The organism is Pseudomonas sp. R2-7-07, from assembly GCF_003852355.1.
Classification (GTDB): Bacteria; Pseudomonadota; Gammaproteobacteria; order Pseudomonadales; family Pseudomonadaceae; genus Aquipseudomonas.
In genome coordinates this window covers 2,988,554-3,005,534 of sequence record NZ_CP027759.1, presented here as the reverse complement: position 1 = coordinate 3,005,534, position 16,981 = coordinate 2,988,554, and the positions used below count along the sequence as shown (strand labels likewise).

Here is a 16,981-nt window from a genome sequence, read left to right as displayed (position 1 = left end):
GAAAAATGGTCTTGATCGTCACTTTGGGGCAAACTTCCGGTTTTTCCGCACTTGGCCAAGGCATGCCCATGACTCCCGCGTCGTCAGTTGATGAAAAGAGCTTCCGTAAACTCCTGAGCCGCAACGTGGCCCTGCCATTGGGCGTGGGTGTGCTCAGTGCGGTGTTTTTCGTTTTCCTGATCACTTACTTGCTGTCGGTGATCCAGTGGGTGGAGCACACCGACCGGGTCATCAACAACCTCAATGAGTCGTCCAAACTGACGGTCGACCTGGAAACCGGCATGCGCGGCTTCCTGATTACCGGTGACGAGCATTTCCTCGACCCTTACGAGGTGGCCAAGCCGCGAATCATTGCCGACCTGCGCAATTTGCAGGAATTGGTGGCCGACAACCCGCAGCAGGTCGACCGCCTCAAGCGTCTTGAAGCGTTGCAGGCAGAGTGGAACAACTACGCGCAGTCGATGATTGAATTGCAGCGCGACAGCGGCGACTTCCGCGGTGCGGTGAAGGCAGGCCGGGGAAAGCGCCTGACCGATGAGATCCGCAAGGAGTACGACGACGCGGTGGCGATGGAGCAGCAGTTCCGTATCACCCGCAATGAAGAGGTCACCCGCACCACGGTGCTCAGCGTCACCCTGTACCTGGTGTTCGTACTCGGGCTCAGTGGGTTTCTGGCGTATATCGGCAGAAGAAATCTGCTCGAACTTTCAAACAGTTACAGCGCAAGCCTCGCGTCACAAAAGAAGATTGCCAAGCGCCTGGAGCAGCAAGCCTGGCTGCGCAACGGCCAAACTGAACTGGCCGAACAGGTGCTCGGCCAGCTGACCCTGAACCTGTTGGGCCGCAATATCCTGCAGTTCTTTGCCCAATACATGGGCTCGGCCGTTGGAGCGTTGTATGTGCGCGAAGAACACGGCGGGCTCAAACGCGTGGCCACCTACGGCTTCTCCCGCGAACAGGCGCAGCTGGAACAAGCGATCTACAGCGACGAAGGCATTGTGGGGCAGGCCGCCCAGCTCGATCGCCTGATCCGCCTGGACGACGTGCCGGTGGACTACTTCAAGGTCAGTTCGGGGCTGGGCGAGGGCGCGGCCCGCAGCGTACTGGTAGTGCCGACCAGCGATGACGACCGCGTCAACGGCGTGATCGAGCTGGGCTTCCTGCGCCCGCTGGAAGAACGCGATGTCGAATTGCTGGAGCTGATCGCGGGCAATATCGGTACGTCCATCGAAGCCGCGCGTTATCGCCAGCGTTTGCAGGAAGTACTCGCTGAAACCCAGCAGCTCAACGAAGAGCTGCAAGTGCAGCAGGAAGAGCTCAAAACCGCCAACGAGGAGCTGGAAGAACAGTCACGCATCCTCAAGGAGTCCCAGGCGCACCTGGAAACCCAGCAAGCGGAGCTTGAGCAGACCAACGAACAGCTGGCCGAACAGACCCAGACCCTGGCCGACCAGCGCGATGCCATGGACCGCAAGAACATCGAACTCAACCGGGTGCAGCTGGAACTCGAAGACCGCGCCGATGAGCTGCAACGCTCCAGCAAGTACAAGTCCGAGTTCCTCGCCAACATGTCCCACGAGCTGCGCACGCCGCTGAACAGTTCGTTGATCCTGGCCAAGTTGCTGGCCGAGAACCCCCAGGAAAACCTCAGTGCCGAACAGGTCAAGTTTGCCGAGTCGATCTATTCGGCCGGCAATGACCTGCTCAACCTGATCAACGACATCCTGGATATTTCCAAGGTAGAAGCCGGCAAGTTGGAAGTGCGCCCGGAAAACTCCAGCGTCGAACGCCTGGTGGATGGCCTGCGCGGCATGTTCGAGCCGCTGGCCAAGGATCGCAATCTGGGCTTTCAGATCGACCTGCAGGAAGGCGCACCGGCCTTGCTGTTCACCGATCGCCAACGCCTGGAGCAGATCCTCAAGAACCTGCTGTCCAACGCCATCAAGTTCACCGAGCAGGGCGATGTCAGCCTGACGGTGTCCCGTGCACCGGGGGAGGGCATTGCCTTTACCGTGCGCGACTCGGGCATCGGTATCGCCCAGGATCAGCAGGAAAGCATCTTCGAAGCCTTCCGCCAGGCCGATGGCACCACCAATCGCCGTTACGGCGGTACCGGCCTGGGCCTGTCCATTTCCCGTGACCTGGCTAACTTGCTGGGCGGCTACATCAGCGTGGCCAGCGAGCCGGGCAAGGGCAGCATTTTCACGCTGGTATTGCCGGAACAGTATGTTGAGCGCGCCGAAGACGCCGCGCCGATCGAGGCCCCGCGCCAGGCCGTAGCGGTACCGGCTCCCGCGCCCGTAAAGGTTGCGACGTTGCCGGTAGCCGATGCCGAGCCGATCCCGCGCTTTGCCGACGACCGTGACAAAGGGCCATTCACCACCCGCTGCATCCTGGTGGTGGAAGATGAGCCGAACTTTGCGCGCATCCTCTTCGACCTGGCCCATGAGCTTGGCTACAACTGCCTGGTCGCCCACGGTGCTGACGAAGGCTACAGCCTGGCCGAGGAATTCATCCCCGACGCGATCCTGCTCGACATGCGCCTGCCGGACCACTCCGGGCTGACGGTGCTGCAGCGTCTCAAGGCGCACGCCAATACCCGGCACATTCCGGTGCATGTGATTTCCGTGGAAGACCGCGTCGAAGCCGCCATGCACATGGGCGCCATCGGTTACGCGGTGAAGCCCACCACCCGTGAAGAGCTCAAGGACGTGTTCGCGCGCCTGGAAGCCAAGCTGACGCAAAAGGTCAAGCGCGTGCTGCTGGTCGAGGATGACGACCTGCAGCGCGACAGCATTGCCCGCTTGATCGGCGACGATGACATTGAAATCACCGATGTCGGCTACGCCCAAGCTGCACTGGACCTGCTGCGCACCAATGTCTACGACTGCATGATCATCGACCTCAAGCTGCCGGACATGCTCGGCAACGAGCTGCTCAAGCGCATGGCCACCGAGGATATCTGCTCGTTCCCGCCGGTGATCGTCTACACCGGGCGCAACCTGACCCGCGACGAAGAGGCCGAACTGCGCAAGTATTCGCGCTCGATCATCATCAAGGGCGCCCGTTCTCCGGAGCGCCTGCTCGATGAAGTCACACTCTTTCTGCACAAAGTCGAATCCCAGTTGTCCCATGACCGCCAGAAGATGCTCAAGACCGCGCGCAGCCGCGACAAGGTGTTCGAAGGGCGCAAGATCCTGCTGGTGGACGACGACGTGCGCAATATCTTTGCCCTGACCAGCGCCCTGGAGCACAAAGGCGCCGTGGTGGTGATCGGGCGCAACGGCCGCGAAGCCATCGACAAGCTCAATGAGGTCGAGGATATCGATCTGGTACTGATGGACGTGATGATGCCGGAGATGGACGGTTACGAAGCCACCGCCCTGATCCGCCAGGACCCGCGCTGGAAGAAGCTGCCGATCATCGCCGTGACGGCCAAGGCCATGAAGGACGACCAGGAGCGTTGCCTGGCGGCAGGTTCCAACGACTACCTGGCCAAACCGATTGATCTGGACCGGCTGTTCTCGTTGATTCGCGTATGGCTACCAAAGATGGAACGCATTTAAGTGGAGCGAAGTTTTTTGGACAAAAGCAGCGACATTGAGCTGCGCCTGTTGATCGAGGCGATTTACCTCAAGTACAGCTACGACTTTCGCGACTACTCCGGTGCGTCGGTCAAACGGCGGGTGGCCCACGCCTTGCGCCAGTTCGACTGTGCGACCATTTCCGCGCTGCAGGAGCGGGTGCTGCACGACCCGGCCGCGTTCATGCAGTTGCTGCAGTTCCTGACGATCCCCGTGAGCGAGATGTTTCGCGACCCCTCGCACTTTCTCGCGATTCGCCGGGAAGTGGTGCCGCTGCTCAAGACCTACCCGTCGATCAAGATCTGGATCGCCGGCTGCAGCACGGGCGAGGAGGTGTACTCCATGGCGATCCTGCTGCGCGAAGAAGGCTTGCTCGAGCGCACCATCATCTACGCCACCGACATCAACCCGGCATCGCTGGACAAAGCCAAGCAAGGCATCTTCTCCCTGGAGAACGTGCGCGCCTACACGGCTAATTATCAGCAGGCCGGCGGCCAACGCTCATTTGCCGACTACTACACCGCAGCTTACGATAACGCGATCTTCGACAAGACGCTGCGCGAGAACGTCACGTTCGCCGACCATAGCCTGGCGACCGACAGCGTATTCTCAGAAACTCAATTAATTTCATGCCGCAACGTGTTGATTTATTTCAATAAAAAGTTGCAAGACAGAGCGTTTGGGTTGTTTCATGAGTCGCTGTGCCATCGCGGCTTCCTGGTACTGGGCAGCAAGGAAACCCTGGATTTTTCCGCCTACAGCAAGCAATTCGAACCCTTGGTCAAACAGGAACGGATCTACCGCAAATTATGAGCGACGCTGCAATCACCAAGATTATTGGGCTTGAAGCCATCGTCGTCGGCGCCTCCGCCGGCGGCGTGGAGGCGTTGCTGAGTATTTTTGGCGGGTTGCCGACTACGTTCTGCCTGCCGATCATTGCTGTGCTGCACCTGCCGGATGAGCGGCGCAGCCAGTTGGCGGAGGTCTTTGCGCGGCGCTTGCGCATTCCGGTCAAGGAGGCGCGGGACAAAGAGTCGATCGAGGCGGGCACCTTGTATTTCGCCGGCCCCGGCTATCATTTGTCGGTGGAACACGACCGCAGCCTGTCCCTGAGCCAGGAGGACCGCGTGCACCATTCCCGGCCAGCCATCGATTTTCTCTTCGCCTCGGCCGCCGATGCCTACGGGCGAGGCCTGCTGGCGATCCTGCTGACCGGCGCCAACCAGGACGGCGCGCGCGGCCTGGCCCACGTCAAGCAATCGGGCGGTATCACTGTTGTACAAGACCCCGCTGAAGCCCGGATTGCCGTGATGCCCCTGGCGGCCCTGGCGTTGCACACACCCGACCATATTCTTTCCTTGAGCCAGATTGGCTCATTGCTGGCTTCCCTGGAACCTTCCCCATGTTAAGTACTGTCCAGGCCAAACTGCTGATCGTCGACGATCTGCCGGAAAACCTGCTGGCCCTCGAAGCGCTGATCAAGCGCGAAGACCGCCAGGTATTCAAGGCATTGAGTGCCGACGAGGCGTTGTCCCTGTTGCTGGAACATGAATTCGCCATGGCGATCCTCGACGTGCAGATGCCTGGCATGAACGGTTTCGAACTGGCCGAACTGATGCGCGGCACCGAAAAGACCAAGAACATCCCGATCGTGTTCGTCAGCGCCGCCGGCCGCGAACTCAATTACGCCTTCAAGGGTTATGAAAGCGGTGCGGTGGACTTCCTGCACAAGCCGCTGGATATCCACGCGGTGAAGAGCAAGGTCAATGTATTCGTTGACCTGTATCGGCAGAGCAAGGCGATGAAGCTGCAGGTCGAAGCCCTGGAGCGCAGCCGCCGCGAGCAGGAGCTGCTGCTGACGCGCCTGCAGGCCACCCAGGCCGAGCTGGAGCAGGCCGTGCGCATGCGCGATGACTTCATGTCGATCGTCGCCCACGAAGTGCGCACGCCGCTCAACGGGCTGATCCTGGAAACCCAATTGCGCAAGATGCACCTGGCCCGCGACAACGCTGCGGCGTTCACCCTGGACAAGATGCACGCGATGGTCGACCGCGATGAGCGCCAGATCAAAAGCCTGATCCGCCTGATCGAGGACATGCTCGACGTGTCGCGTATCCGCACCGGCAAACTGTCCATACGCCCGGCGCGCTTTGACCTGGCGCAACTGGTGCGCAACCTGGTGCATAACTTCGAGCCCCAAGTTGCTGCTGCCGAATCGTCGATGCAGCTGGTCGCCGACGAGCCGGTGGAAGGTCATTGGGATGAGTTCCGCATCGAGCAGGTGGTCACCAACCTGTTGACCAACGCCCTGCGCTACGGCGCCAAGAGCCCGGTCGAAGTGCGGGTTTACACCGAACACGGCGAAGCGCGCGTGGAAGTGCGTGACCACGGCATTGGTATCAGTGAAGAGAACCAGAAGCGCATTTTTCAGCAGTTCGAGCGGGTTTCGGTCAACCATGCGGCGGCCGGCCTGGGCCTGGGGCTGTTCATTTCCGAACAGATTGTCGCGGCCCACGGCGGGACCATCGAGGTCGAAAGCCAGATAGGCGAGGGCGCGCTGTTCCGGGTGTGCCTGCCGCTTCAGGCGACGGCATGAAATCAATCGTCACCTGGACGCAACCTCTACGTGACCCCATGGTCGTAACACCAGCAACTGACCGAACAAAGGCTTCCCATGAGTGAAGATGCGCAAGATGTCGTACTGATCGTCGAAGACGACGAATCCATTATGTTTGTGCTGGGTGAATACCTGGCGGGCCTGGGTTATCGGGTGTTGAAGGCGGTCAATGGAAAAGAGGCGTTTGAAATCCTCGCGACCAAACCGCACCTGGACCTGATGGTCACGGACTACCGCCTGCCCGGCGGCATTTCCGGCGTGCAGATCGCCGAACCGGCGCTCAAGGTGCGCCCGGAGTTGAAAGTGATCTTTATCAGCGGTTATCCGCAGGAAATTCTCGACTGCGACAGCCCGATCACGCGCAACGCGCCGATCCTGGCCAAGCCGTTTGACCTGGATACGCTGCACGAGCATATCCAGCGCCTGTTGGCCTGACGCCCTCCAGGGCTGCCGTGCAGCCCTAGTCCCTGATCATCTCGCGCACCTTCTCGGTCAGCAGGTCGAACGTGAACGGCTTGGTAATCAGCTGCATGCCGGGGTCAAGAAACCCGCCACGCACCGCCGCATGTTCGGCATAACCGGTAATGAACAGCACTTTGAGGTCAGGGCGGATTTGTCGACCGATTTCCGCCAATTGCCGGCCGTTCATGCCAGGCAGGCCAACGTCGCTGATCAACAGGTCGATACGCTGATCGGATTCGATAATCGGTACCGCCGTGCTGGCGTCACCGGCTTCGACAAAGGCGTATCCCAACTCTTTGAGCACCGCGCTCACCAGCACCCGTACCGCCGGGTCATCTTCGACGATCAGGACGGTCTCTCCGTCATTGGCGAACGGCAACAAGGCCGGATTCACCGCCGCATCCTCAACCATTTCCCCGACAAAGCGCGGCAGGAACAAACTGACGGTGGTGCCCTTGTCCACTTCGCTGTGCAGCGTGACGTGCCCCCGGGATTGACGGGCAAACCCATAGATCATCGACAGCCCCAGGCCCGTGCCCTGGCCGATCGGCTTGGTGGTGAAGAAGGGGTCGAACACTCGGCCCATGACACTCTCTGGAATGCCGCAGCCGGTGTCACTGACGCTCAACTCGACGTAGTCACCCGGGCTCAAAGTGCCATAGGCGGCGGTGAACACGCTATCGAGGTGACGGTTGGTGGTTTCCACGGTGAGGCTGCCGCCGCTGGGCATCGCGTCACGCGCGTTGATCACCAGGTTGAGCAGGGCGCTTTCCAATTGATTCGGGTCGGCTTCGGCCGTCCATAACGTATCGCTCAGGCGCATTTGCAGGCAGATACTTTCATTGATACTGCGTTCCAGCAGCTCACCCATGGAGGTCACCAGTTTGTTGATTTCCACCGGTTTCGGGTCCAGCGACTGCCGGCGCGAAAACGCCAGCAGGCGATGGGTGAGGCCAGCGGCGCGGTTGGCCGAGGTGACACCCAGGTCGATCAGGCTGTCCAGATCGTCCAGCTTGCCCCGTGCCACACGCCGGCGCAGCAGTTCCAGGCTGCCGATAATGCCGGTCAGCATGTTGTTGAAGTCATGGGCGATGCCACCGGTCAATTGGCCGACGGCTTCCATTTTCTGCGACTGGCGCAGGGCTTCTTCATTGCTGCGCAATTGCGCGGTACGTTCTTCCACTTGCTGTTCGAGGGTTTCCAGGGTGCGTTGCAGGCGCAGTTCACTGGCGCTCAGGTCGACCAAGCGGTCCCGGGCTTCGTATTGCCGGCGCCGCCCACGCAGGGCGGTACTGACCAGGCTGATCAGGGTCACCGGGTGGAAGGGGCGCTCAAGGAAAGTGACATTGCCCAGTAGCCCGCTCAGGTGCGACGAGCCATTTTGCTCGCTGCCGCCGTGATGGGTCATCAGCACAATGGGCAGGTCCGACCAGGCCGGCTGCTGGTGCAGGTACTCCAGCAGCGGCTCCATGTCCACGCCGCGCAAGGCTTCGGCGGCAATGATCAGCACGCCAGCGCCCTCGTGCAGTGCTTCGCACAAGTCGGCCAGGCTGCCGGCAACCAAGCCATGGTAGCCGGCCTCTTTGAGCATCATCAGCGCCAACGAGCTGTCGCGGCCCACAGGCGCAAGAATAATGGCCCGTTCAAAGACTGAGGAAAGGGGCGTCACACTTACTCTTCCTTGAGCAGAGGCGAGCCGGCGCCCATGTAGATCGGAATGCCGCGCAGCACGCCCTGGAAATTATCCAGGGGTTCGCCAACGGTCATGCCGCGACCGCTGATGCGGTACTCGCGAATCGTCGACTCATGGCTACCGGTGCGTTTCTTGATCACCGAAATGGCCCGACGAACCTTGCCCAGTGCCTCGAAGTAACGCAGCAGGATCACCGTGTCGGCCAGGTAGGTGATATCGACGGGGGTCTGCATATCGCCGACCAGGCCATGCTGGGCCACGGTCATGAACGTTGCGGCACCGCGCCGGTTCAGGTACAGCAGCAGTTCGTGCATGTGCAGGATCAGCGCGTTCTCTTCCGGCATGGCCGCCTGGTAGCCGTTGATGCTGTCGATGACCACGGTTTTGATGCCGCCTTCGTCCACGCAACGCCGTACTCGGTGAGAGAATTCCCCAGGGGACAGCTCTGCCGCGTCGACCTGTTCGATCAACAGGTTGCCGGTGGCCTGCATCGCAGCCAGATCGATACCCATGTTCTTCATGCGCTCGAACAGCAAACCCATCTCTTCGTCAAAGATAAACAGCGCGGCCTTTTCGCCACGCTCTACGGCGGCGGCGGCGAAGACCATTGAAATCAGCGATTTGCCGGTGCCGGCCGGGCCCAGGATCAGGCTGCTGGAACCTGTTTCGACGCCGCCGCCCATCAGCGCATCGAGTTCGGGGATGCCGCTGCTCTTGGTCTGGCGTGTATACCCACCGCGATGTTCGGCGGCCACCAGGCGAGGGAACACATGTACACCGTCGCCCATGATGGTGAAATCATGAAAACCGCCACGGTATTTCTGGCCGCGATATTTCACTACCCGCACCCGACGGCGTTCGGCGCCGTAGCTGGGTGTCAGTTCTTCCAGGCGAATCACGCCATGGGCCACACTGTGGACGGTTTTGTCGAGGGATTCGGTGGTCAGGTCATCGAGCAGCAGCACCGTGGCGTCATACCGCACGAAGTAGTGCTTGATCGCCAGGATCTGCCGGCGATAGCGCAGGGAGCTCTGCGCCAACAGGCGGATCTCCGACAGGCTGTCGACCACTACGCGGGTCGGCTTGACCCGTTCCACTACCTCGAAAATCTGCCGCGTGGCTTCGCCCAGCTCAAGGTCCGAGGAGTACAGCAGGCTCTGCTGATGCTCGGCGTTGAGCAGGCTTTCCGGCGGGGTCAATTCGAAGATATGGATGTTGTCGTCCAGGTCCCAACCATGGGACTTGGCGCCTTGGCGCAGCTCATGTTCGGTTTCGGACAAGGTGATATACAGCGATTTTTCACCGTCTTTCGCTCCCGCCTGCAGAAAGTGCAGCGCGACGGTGGTTTTACCCGTGCCCGGCTCGCCTTCCAGCAGGAACAAGTGGCTGCGCGATAGCCCCCCGGAAAGAATGTCATCAAGACCTTCGATACCAGTGGCTGCCTTTTCACTTAAAAGCGAATTAGATGTAGACAAGAAGTGCCCTCAGGTCACGTACAAGTTGGGTGCGCACCGCTGTGGCGCGCCATATTCACTTGACCGTGTCGACCTGTGGCGGTTCAACGTTTTGGATTATTTGTGCGCGGCGTCGGCATCTTCTACGCATTTTTTTGAGCGCGGTCACAGACCTTGCTGCAGCGCAGGGTCATCCGGGTTCTGTTGCTCCAGCTGTGCCAGCAGCACTTGAACGTTCTGCAGTTGGCCGCTCTCTTTCCAATAGTTGACCAGCAACACCCGCGCTTTTCGATTGGCCGGGTGGCGCTGCACGATGTCTTCCAATTGGCGCTGGGCGGCCTCAAGTTCGTCCTGGTCGTGCAGCGTGGTGGCCAGGTCGTAGCGGTAGTCCTGATTGTCCGGCTCAAGCTCCACCGCCTTGGACAGGCCGAGCAAGGCATACGGGCGCGCGCCATGGTGCAGCAGCCACATACCCAGGGCGTGTTGCAGGTAGGCCGATTCCGGGTGCGCCGCCAATTGCTGCGCGAGCAACTGGCGCGATTCCTCGGTTTTGCCCTGTTTATCCAGCAGCTCGATCTGCGCCACCACCGCTTGCAGGTTGTCCGGTTGCAGGCGCATGGCCTGCTGCAGGGCGTTTTGCGCCTCCGGCAGCAGGGCGCTGTGGATATACAGGCGCGCCAGTTGGATCCAGCCTTCGGCGGTTTCGGGCTGGGCCTTGAGGGTGTTGGCGAATTCGTCGAGCACTTGCTGCAGCGGGCCGAAGTACAGGCCCAGGGTGTCCGGCGACAGGCCGAGCAGGGCGTTGGCGGCCGCAAAGCGCACCTGCTGCTCGGGGTCATCCAGCACCGGGCCGAGCAGCAAGGTGCGCTGGCCGGAAGGCACCAGGCCGACAATGCTGTGAATCGCCGCTTCACGCACCCGTGGCGATTCATTGGCCAAGTCTTTATCTGCCAGCTTCAACGCCTGGGGGCTGGGGTAGTTGGGCAATTCGGCATGCAGCGCGGCGCGCCGCTCAGGTGAAAGGTCCGGCCGCCCCAACTGTTGATACAACACCCGCGCCGCGCCCGGCTCACCGTTGCGCGCCTGCTTCAAGGCTTTGGCGTAACCATGGGCAATCGCCGGGGGCACGGCCACCGGCGTTGCGCGGGCGAAAAACCAGGTGATCAACAAAATCGACAACAGGGCGCACAGGCCGACGATGGCGTAACGGCGTGACTTTGACATGCAGGCGTCCGAAGGCAGGGTACGGGTACAGAGCCGCAAGCTTCGGCCAGTGCAGGGCGAGTGTCAAACCCGATTGGCCAAACCGGTCAGCCATGTTGGAGGCTTTGACCATTGCTCGTAGCGCCGCTGCAGAGCGACTATTTGAGGGCGATTGACCGCCTGGAAAGTGTCCTTAAAACAACAACACACAAGGAACTGAAGCGATGCGTGATTACCTGGCCGCCACCACCGAGTTCGATTACCAGCACACCGTCGACGCCGCCCTGGCCGGCAACCTGCAGGCGCTCAACGCCTGTGTGGAATGCTGTGACCGTCACGCAGTGCCTGGGCGTATTGCGCTGTTCTGGGAGGGCAAGGACGGGCGCAGCGCCACGGTCACCTTCAGCGAGCTGCAGGACCAGGCCTCACGCTTCGCCAATTTCCTGCTGGCCCAGGGCGTCAAGCGCGGCGACAAGGTCGCCGGCCTGTTGCCGCGCACAGCCGAACTGCTGGTGGTGGTGTTCGCCACCTGGCGTATCGGCGCGGTCTATCAACCGTTGTTTACGGCGTTCGGGCCCAAGGCGATTGAGCATCGCCTGAACAGTTCCGGCGCCGCGCTGGTCGTCACCGATGCCGTGAACCGGCCCAAGCTCACCGACGTGGACGGCTGCCCCACCATCGTGACGGTCAGCGGGGCCAAGGGCGAAGGCCTGGTACGCGGCGATTTCAGCTTCTGGGCCGAACTGCCCAACCACTCGAACGTCTGCGAGCCCGTGCTGCTGGGGGGCGACGAGCCCTTCCTGCTGATGTTCACCTCGGGCACCACCGGCCCGTCCAAAGCCCTGTCGGTGCCGCTCAAGGCGATTGTCGCGTTCCAGAGCTACACCCGCGACGCGGTGGACCTGCGCCCAGAAGACGCGTTCTGGAACGTGGCCGATCCGGGCTGGGCCTATGGCATTTATTTCGGCGTGACCGGGCCGCTGTCCCTGGGGCATCCGATCACCTTCTACGATGGTCCCTTCAGCGTGGAAAGCACCTGCCGGATCATCAACAAATACGGCATCACCAACCTCACCGGTTCGCCCACTGCGTATCGACTGTTGATTGCCGGCGGCGAGCCGTTCGCCCGTTCGATCAAGGGCAAGCTGCGCATCGTCAGCAGCGCCGGCGAGCCCCTGAACCCCGAGGTTATCCGCTGGTTCGCCGACAACCTTGGCGTGACCATCCACGATCACTACGGGCAGACCGAACTGGGCATGGTGCTGTGCAATCACCACGGCCTGGCGCATCCGGTACACATCGGCTCGGCCGGGTTCGCCTCGCCTGGGCATCGCATCGTCGTACTGGACGACAATCACCAGGAACTGCCCGCCGGTCAGCCCGGCATTCTCGCCATCGACCGCGAGCAATCGCCGATGTGCTGGTTCGCCGGGTATGAAGGCGTCAACACCAAAGCCTTTGTCGGCAAGTACTACCTCAGCGGCGACACCGTGGAGCTCAACCCGGACGGCAGCATCAGTTTTGTCGGGCGCAGTGATGACGTGATTACCACCTCCGGCTATCGCGTGGGGCCGTTCGACGTAGAGAGCGCTCTGGTCGAACACCCGGCCGTGGTCGAGGCCGCCGTGGTCGGCAAGCCCTGCCCGGAGCGCACCGAGCTGGTGAAAGCCTTCGTGGTGATCAACGAGCAGTACCGCGCTACTCCGGAACTCGCCGAAGAATTGCGCCTGCATGTGCGCCAGCGCCTGGCGGCCCATGCGTACCCGCGAGAAATCGAATTCGTCAGCGACTTGCCCAAGACCCCCAGCGGCAAGCTGCAACGTTTTATTTTGCGTAATCAGGAAATCGCCAAGGCCCAGGCGGCCGTGGCGTGACCCTTTAAAAGGAAAACCATGATGCAGATTGAAAACAAGGTATTTGTGGTCAGCGGCGGCGCTTCGGGCCTCGGTGCGGCCACTGCCGACATGCTGGTCGCAGCGGGTGCCAAAGTCATGCTGGTAGACCTCAACGCCGACGCTGTCGCAGCCAAGGCCCGGCAGCTTGGCGACAACGCCCGCAGCGCCGTGGCGGATATCAGCCAGGAAGCCGCTGCCGAAGCGGCTGTGCAGGCCGCCGTTGCCGCTTTTGGCGGGTTGCATGGCCTGGTCAACTGCGCCGGTGTGGTGCGCGGTGAGAAAATCCTCGGTAAAAACGGCCCGCACGCCCTGGCCAGCTTCGCCCAGGTGATCAACGTCAACCTGATCGGCAGCTTCAACCTGCTGCGCCTGGCTGCGGCGGCTATCGCCGAAACATCTGCGGATGCCGATGGCGAACGCGGTGTGATCATCAATACCGCTTCGGTGGCGGCGTTCGACGGGCAGATCGGCCAGGCCGCGTATGCCGCCTCCAAGGGCGCGATTGCCAGCCTCACCTTGCCGGCCGCACGGGAATTGGCGCGTTTCGGTATTCGGGTGATGACCATCGCGCCCGGCATTTTCGAAACCCCGATGATGGCCGGCATGACCCCGGAAGTCCGCGATTCCCTTGCCGCCGGCGTGCCGTTCCCGCCGCGCCTGGGCAAACCCGCCGAATATGCAGCCCTGGTGCGGCATATCATTGAAAACAGCATGCTCAATGGCGAGGTGATCCGTCTTGACGGTGCCTTGCGTATGGCTGCCAAGTAAGGAGGTCTCTTCATGAACGATCCTATCGTTATCGTCAGCGCCGTGCGCACGCCCATGGGCGGGTTCCAGGGCGACCTCAAGGGCCTGACCGCACCGCAATTGGGCGCCGCCGCGATTCGTGCGGCCGTGGAGCGCGCGGGTATCGCCAGCGACGCCGTCGATGAGGTGTTGTTTGGCTGCGTGCTGCCCGCTGGCCTCGGCCAGGCGCCGGCACGCCAGGCAGCGCTGGGTGCCGGGCTGGACAAAGCCACCCGCTGCACCACGCTCAACAAGATGTGCGGTTCCGGCATGCAGGCGACAATTCTGGCCCACGACGCGTTGCGCGCCGGCAGCGTCGACGTGGTGATTGCCGGCGGCATGGAGAGCATGTCCAACGCGCCGTACCTGCTCGACCGCGCCCGCAGCGGTTATCGCATGGGCCACGGCAAGGTGCTCGACCACATGTTCCTCGACGGCCTGGAAGACGCCTACGACAAGGGGCGCCTGATGGGCACCTTTGCTGAAGATTGCGCCGAGCACCACGGTTTTACCCGGCAAGCCCAGGACGCCTTTGCGATTGCCTCGCTGACGCGTGCGCAGGAAGCCATCACCCACGGCAGTTTTGCCGCCGAAATAGTCCCGGTACAGGTCACTGTCGGCAAAGAGCAAAAAACCATCCTGCATGACGAACAGCCGCCCAAGGCCAAGCTGGACAAGATCGCCAGCCTGAAACCGGCCTTTCGCGAAGGCGGCACGGTGACTGCAGCCAACTCCAGCTCGATCTCCGATGGCGCGGCGGCGCTGCTGTTGATGCGTGAGTCCGATGCACGGCAACGCGGCCTCAAGCCGTTGGCGGTGATTCATGGGCATGCGGCGTTCGCCGATGAGCCGGGGCTGTTTCCGGTGGCACCTGTCGGCGCGATCCGTAAGTTGATGAGCAAAACCGGCTGGAACCTGGACGATGTCGACCTGTTCGAGATCAACGAAGCGTTCGCGGTGGTCAGCCTGGTGACCATGAGCAAACTGGAGATTCCCCACAGCAAGGTCAACGTGCACGGCGGCGCCTGCGCCCTGGGCCACCCGATCGGCGCCTCGGGCGCGCGCATCCTGGTGACTTTGCTCTCGGCCCTGCGCCAGAAAGGCCTCAAGCGCGGGGTCGCCGCCATCTGCATCGGCGGTGGTGAAGCCACGGCCATGGCCGTTGAATGCCTGTATTAAGGACTGACCATGCTGCCTAATGACGAACAACTGCAAATCAGCGACGCGGCCCGGCAGTTTGCCCAGGAGCGTCTGAAACCGTTCGCCGCCGAATGGGACCGCGAGCATCGCTTTCCCAAGGAAGCCGTCGGTGAAATGGCTGAACTGGGCTTTTTCGGCATGCTGGTACCGGAACAATGGGGCGGCTGCGACACGGGTTACCTGGCCTACGCCATGGCCCTGGAAGAAATCGCCGCCGGCGACGGGGCCTGCTCGACCATCATGAGCGTGCACAACTCGGTGGGTTGCGTGCCGATCCTCAAATTTGGCAATGACCAGCAGAAAGACCAGTTCCTCAAGCCCCTGGCCAGCGGGGCCATGCTCGGCGCCTTTGCGCTGACCGAACCCCAGGCCGGTTCCGACGCCAGCAGCCTTAAAACCCGCGCACGCCTTGACGGTGATCATTACGTGCTCAACGGCTGCAAACAATTTATCACCTCCGGGCAAAACGCCGGCGTGGTGATTGTGTTTGCGGTCACTGACCCGGCGGCGGGCAAGCGCGGCATCAGTGCGTTTATCGTTCCCACCGACTCGCCGGGCTATACCGTGGCGCGGGTCGAGGACAAGCTGGGGCAGCACGCATCGGATACCTGCCAGATCCTGTTTGAAGACGTGAAGGTGCCGGTCGCCAACCGTCTGGGCGAGGAGGGCGAGGGCTACAGGATCGCCCTGGCCAACCTCGAAGGCGGGCGCGTGGGCATTGCCGCACAATCGGTGGGCATGGCCCGCGCCGCCTTTGAAGCGGCCCGCGACTACGCCCGCGAGCGTGAAACCTTCGGCAAGGCGCTGATCGAACACCAGGCCGTGGCCTTTCGCCTAGCCGACATGGCTACGCAAATTGCCGTCGCCCGGCAAATGGTCCATTACGCGGCAGCCCTGCGTGACAGCGGCAAACCGGCCTTGGTCGAGGCCTCTATGGCCAAGCTGTTCGCCTCGGAAATGGCCGAGAAAGTCTGTTCGGCCGCCTTGCAAACCCTGGGCGGTTACGGTTACCTGAGCGACTTCCCGCTGGAGCGGATCTACCGCGATGTGCGGGTCTGCCAGATTTACGAAGGCACCAGCGATATCCAGCGCATGGTCATCTCACGCAATCTTTAAGGAGCCGATACATGAGTTACGAAACTATTTTGCTCGAAGTCCAAGGCCGCGTCGGGCTGATTACCCTCAACCGCCCGCAGGCGCTGAACGCCTTGAACGCCCAACTGGTCAGCGAGTTGAACCAGGCGCTGGATGGCCTGGAAGCCAATCCGGAAATCGGCTGCATCGTGCTGACCGGCTCGAAGAAAGCCTTCGCCGCCGGCGCCGACATCAAGGAAATGGCTGAGCTGACCTACCCGCAGATCTACCTGGACGACCTGTTCAGCGACAGCGACCGCGTGGCCAACCGCCGCAAGCCGATCATTGCCGCCGTGAACGGCTTCGCCCTCGGTGGTGGCTGCGAGCTGGCGCTGATGTGCGACTTCATCCTGGCGGGCGACAGCGCCAAGTTTGGTCAGCCCGAGATCAACCTGGGCGTGCTGCCGGGCATGGGCGGTACTCAGCGGCTTACCCGTGCGGTGGGCAAGGCCAAGGCCATGGAAATGTGCCTGACCGGGCGCTTTATCGATGCTGTAGAAGCCGAACGTTGCGGCATCGTTGCGCGCATCGTGCCTGCTGACGAGCTGCTGGACGAAGCGTTGAAAGTGGCCACGCTGATCGCCGGCAAATCGGTGCCGATCAGCATGATGGTCAAGGAAAGCGTGAACCGCGCGTTTGAAGTGAGCCTGTCCGAAGGCGTGCGTTTTGAGCGCCGCGTGTTTCATGCGGCTTTTGCGACCCAGGATCAGAAGGAAGGGATGGCGGCGTTTGTGGCCAAGCGCGCACCGGACTTCAAAGACAAGTAGCTGTGGAGAGTCAAGATCGTTCCCACGCTCCGCGTGGGAACGCAGCCCGTGACGCTCTGCGTCACCCGTGGCCATCGTTAGCGGGACGCGGAGCGTCCCAGGTGGCATTCCCACGCAGAGCGTGGGAACGATCAATCCACCGCCATCGGGAGCAAGCCCCCTCCCACAGTTACTATGGTGTATCAG

Annotated in this window: 13 protein-coding genes; 10 read left to right on the top strand and 3 right to left on the bottom strand. The window is 61.8% G+C overall.

Translation table 11 applies throughout. The features are described 5' to 3' along the window. The first annotated feature begins 68 nt into the window (after positions 1-68). The 5 genes from C4J86_RS13595 (at position 69) to C4J86_RS13575 (ending at position 6,636) form a co-directional block, all read left to right on the top strand. Entirely contained in the window at positions 69-3,566 is a 3,498-nt protein-coding gene (locus tag C4J86_RS13595) for a response regulator (RefSeq protein ID WP_124370776.1), read from the top strand. Continuing rightward, a complete protein-coding gene (locus C4J86_RS13590; RefSeq protein ID WP_372237478.1) occupies positions 3,567-4,397 on the top strand; it encodes a protein-glutamate O-methyltransferase CheR in 831 nt (276 codons plus the stop codon). It abuts the gene before it with no gap. Further along, positions 4,394-4,993: a chemotaxis protein CheB gene (locus C4J86_RS13585; RefSeq protein WP_124370775.1), complete on the top strand. Its 600-nt coding sequence runs from the start codon at positions 4,394-4,396 to the stop codon at positions 4,991-4,993. Before C4J86_RS13590 ends, C4J86_RS13585 begins: the two co-directional genes overlap by 4 nt. Continuing rightward, complete coding sequence (locus C4J86_RS13580; protein WP_124370774.1) at positions 4,987-6,180, top strand: hybrid sensor histidine kinase/response regulator; 1,194 nt, start codon at positions 4,987-4,989, stop codon at positions 6,178-6,180. Before C4J86_RS13585 ends, C4J86_RS13580 begins: the two co-directional genes overlap by 7 nt. 78 nt (positions 6,181-6,258) lie before the next feature. After that, positions 6,259-6,636: a response regulator gene (locus tag C4J86_RS13575; protein WP_124367112.1), complete on the top strand. Its 378-nt coding sequence runs from the start codon at positions 6,259-6,261 to the stop codon at positions 6,634-6,636. Between the two features lie 25 nt (positions 6,637-6,661). On the opposite strand, the gene C4J86_RS13570 is transcribed toward C4J86_RS13575, so the two are convergent. The 3 genes from C4J86_RS13570 to C4J86_RS13560 all read right to left on the bottom strand — a co-directional run bounded on the left by C4J86_RS13570 (position 6,662) and on the right by C4J86_RS13560 (position 11,034). Then, a complete protein-coding gene (locus tag C4J86_RS13570) occupies positions 6,662-8,332 on the bottom strand; it encodes an ATP-binding protein (RefSeq protein WP_124370773.1) in 1,671 nt (556 codons plus the stop codon). Between the two features lie 2 nt (positions 8,333-8,334). Beyond that, a complete protein-coding gene (locus C4J86_RS13565) occupies positions 8,335-9,831 on the bottom strand; it encodes an ATPase domain-containing protein (protein WP_124370772.1) in 1,497 nt (498 codons plus the stop codon). Between the two features lie 144 nt (positions 9,832-9,975). Continuing rightward, positions 9,976-11,034 (bottom strand): tetratricopeptide repeat protein, encoded by a 1,059-nt coding sequence (locus tag C4J86_RS13560; protein ID WP_124370771.1) that lies wholly within the window; start codon positions 11,032-11,034, stop codon positions 9,976-9,978. 203 nt (positions 11,035-11,237) lie between these two features. Between C4J86_RS13560 and C4J86_RS13555 the strand changes: the two genes are divergently transcribed. From C4J86_RS13555 to C4J86_RS13535, 5 genes are read left to right on the top strand one after another with little or no spacing between them, the layout of a single operon-like run. Further along, positions 11,238-12,887, top strand: a complete 1,650-nt coding sequence (locus C4J86_RS13555) for an AMP-binding protein (RefSeq protein ID WP_124370770.1) — start codon at positions 11,238-11,240, stop codon at positions 12,885-12,887. A 21-nt stretch (positions 12,888-12,908) separates the two neighbouring features. Next, on the top strand, positions 12,909-13,676 hold the full coding sequence (locus C4J86_RS13550; RefSeq protein WP_124372429.1) for an SDR family NAD(P)-dependent oxidoreductase: 768 nt from the start codon (positions 12,909-12,911) through the stop codon (positions 13,674-13,676). 12 nt (positions 13,677-13,688) lie between these two features. Further along, complete coding sequence (locus tag C4J86_RS13545) at positions 13,689-14,873, top strand: acetyl-CoA C-acyltransferase (RefSeq protein WP_124370769.1); 1,185 nt, start codon at positions 13,689-13,691, stop codon at positions 14,871-14,873. A 9-nt stretch (positions 14,874-14,882) separates the two neighbouring features. Beyond that, positions 14,883-16,010: an acyl-CoA dehydrogenase gene (locus C4J86_RS13540; protein WP_124370768.1), complete on the top strand. Its 1,128-nt coding sequence runs from the start codon at positions 14,883-14,885 to the stop codon at positions 16,008-16,010. 11 nt (positions 16,011-16,021) lie between these two features. Further along, positions 16,022-16,795 (top strand): enoyl-CoA hydratase, encoded by a 774-nt coding sequence (locus tag C4J86_RS13535; protein ID WP_124370767.1) that lies wholly within the window; start codon positions 16,022-16,024, stop codon positions 16,793-16,795. Positions 16,796-16,981 lie beyond the last annotated feature (186 nt).

Coding starts and splice junctions, on each gene's coding strand:
- C4J86_RS13540 (WP_124370768.1), top strand. CDS start 14,883: ATGCTGCCTAATGACGAACAACTGCAAATCAGCGACGCGGCCCGGCAG.
- C4J86_RS13555 (WP_124370770.1), top strand. CDS start 11,238: ATGCGTGATTACCTGGCCGCCACCACCGAGTTCGATTACCAGCACACC.
- C4J86_RS13535 (WP_124370767.1), top strand. CDS start 16,022: ATGAGTTACGAAACTATTTTGCTCGAAGTCCAAGGCCGCGTCGGGCTG.
- C4J86_RS13595 (WP_124370776.1), top strand. CDS start 69: ATGACTCCCGCGTCGTCAGTTGATGAAAAGAGCTTCCGTAAACTCCTG.
- C4J86_RS13545 (WP_124370769.1), top strand. CDS start 13,689: ATGAACGATCCTATCGTTATCGTCAGCGCCGTGCGCACGCCCATGGGC.
- C4J86_RS13580 (WP_124370774.1), top strand. CDS start 4,987: ATGTTAAGTACTGTCCAGGCCAAACTGCTGATCGTCGACGATCTGCCG.
- C4J86_RS13575 (WP_124367112.1), top strand. CDS start 6,259: ATGAGTGAAGATGCGCAAGATGTCGTACTGATCGTCGAAGACGACGAA.
- C4J86_RS13585 (WP_124370775.1), top strand. CDS start 4,394: ATGAGCGACGCTGCAATCACCAAGATTATTGGGCTTGAAGCCATCGTC.
- C4J86_RS13560 (WP_124370771.1), bottom strand. CDS start 11,034: ATGTCAAAGTCACGCCGTTACGCCATCGTCGGCCTGTGCGCCCTGTTG.
- C4J86_RS13550 (WP_124372429.1), top strand. CDS start 12,909: ATGCAGATTGAAAACAAGGTATTTGTGGTCAGCGGCGGCGCTTCGGGC.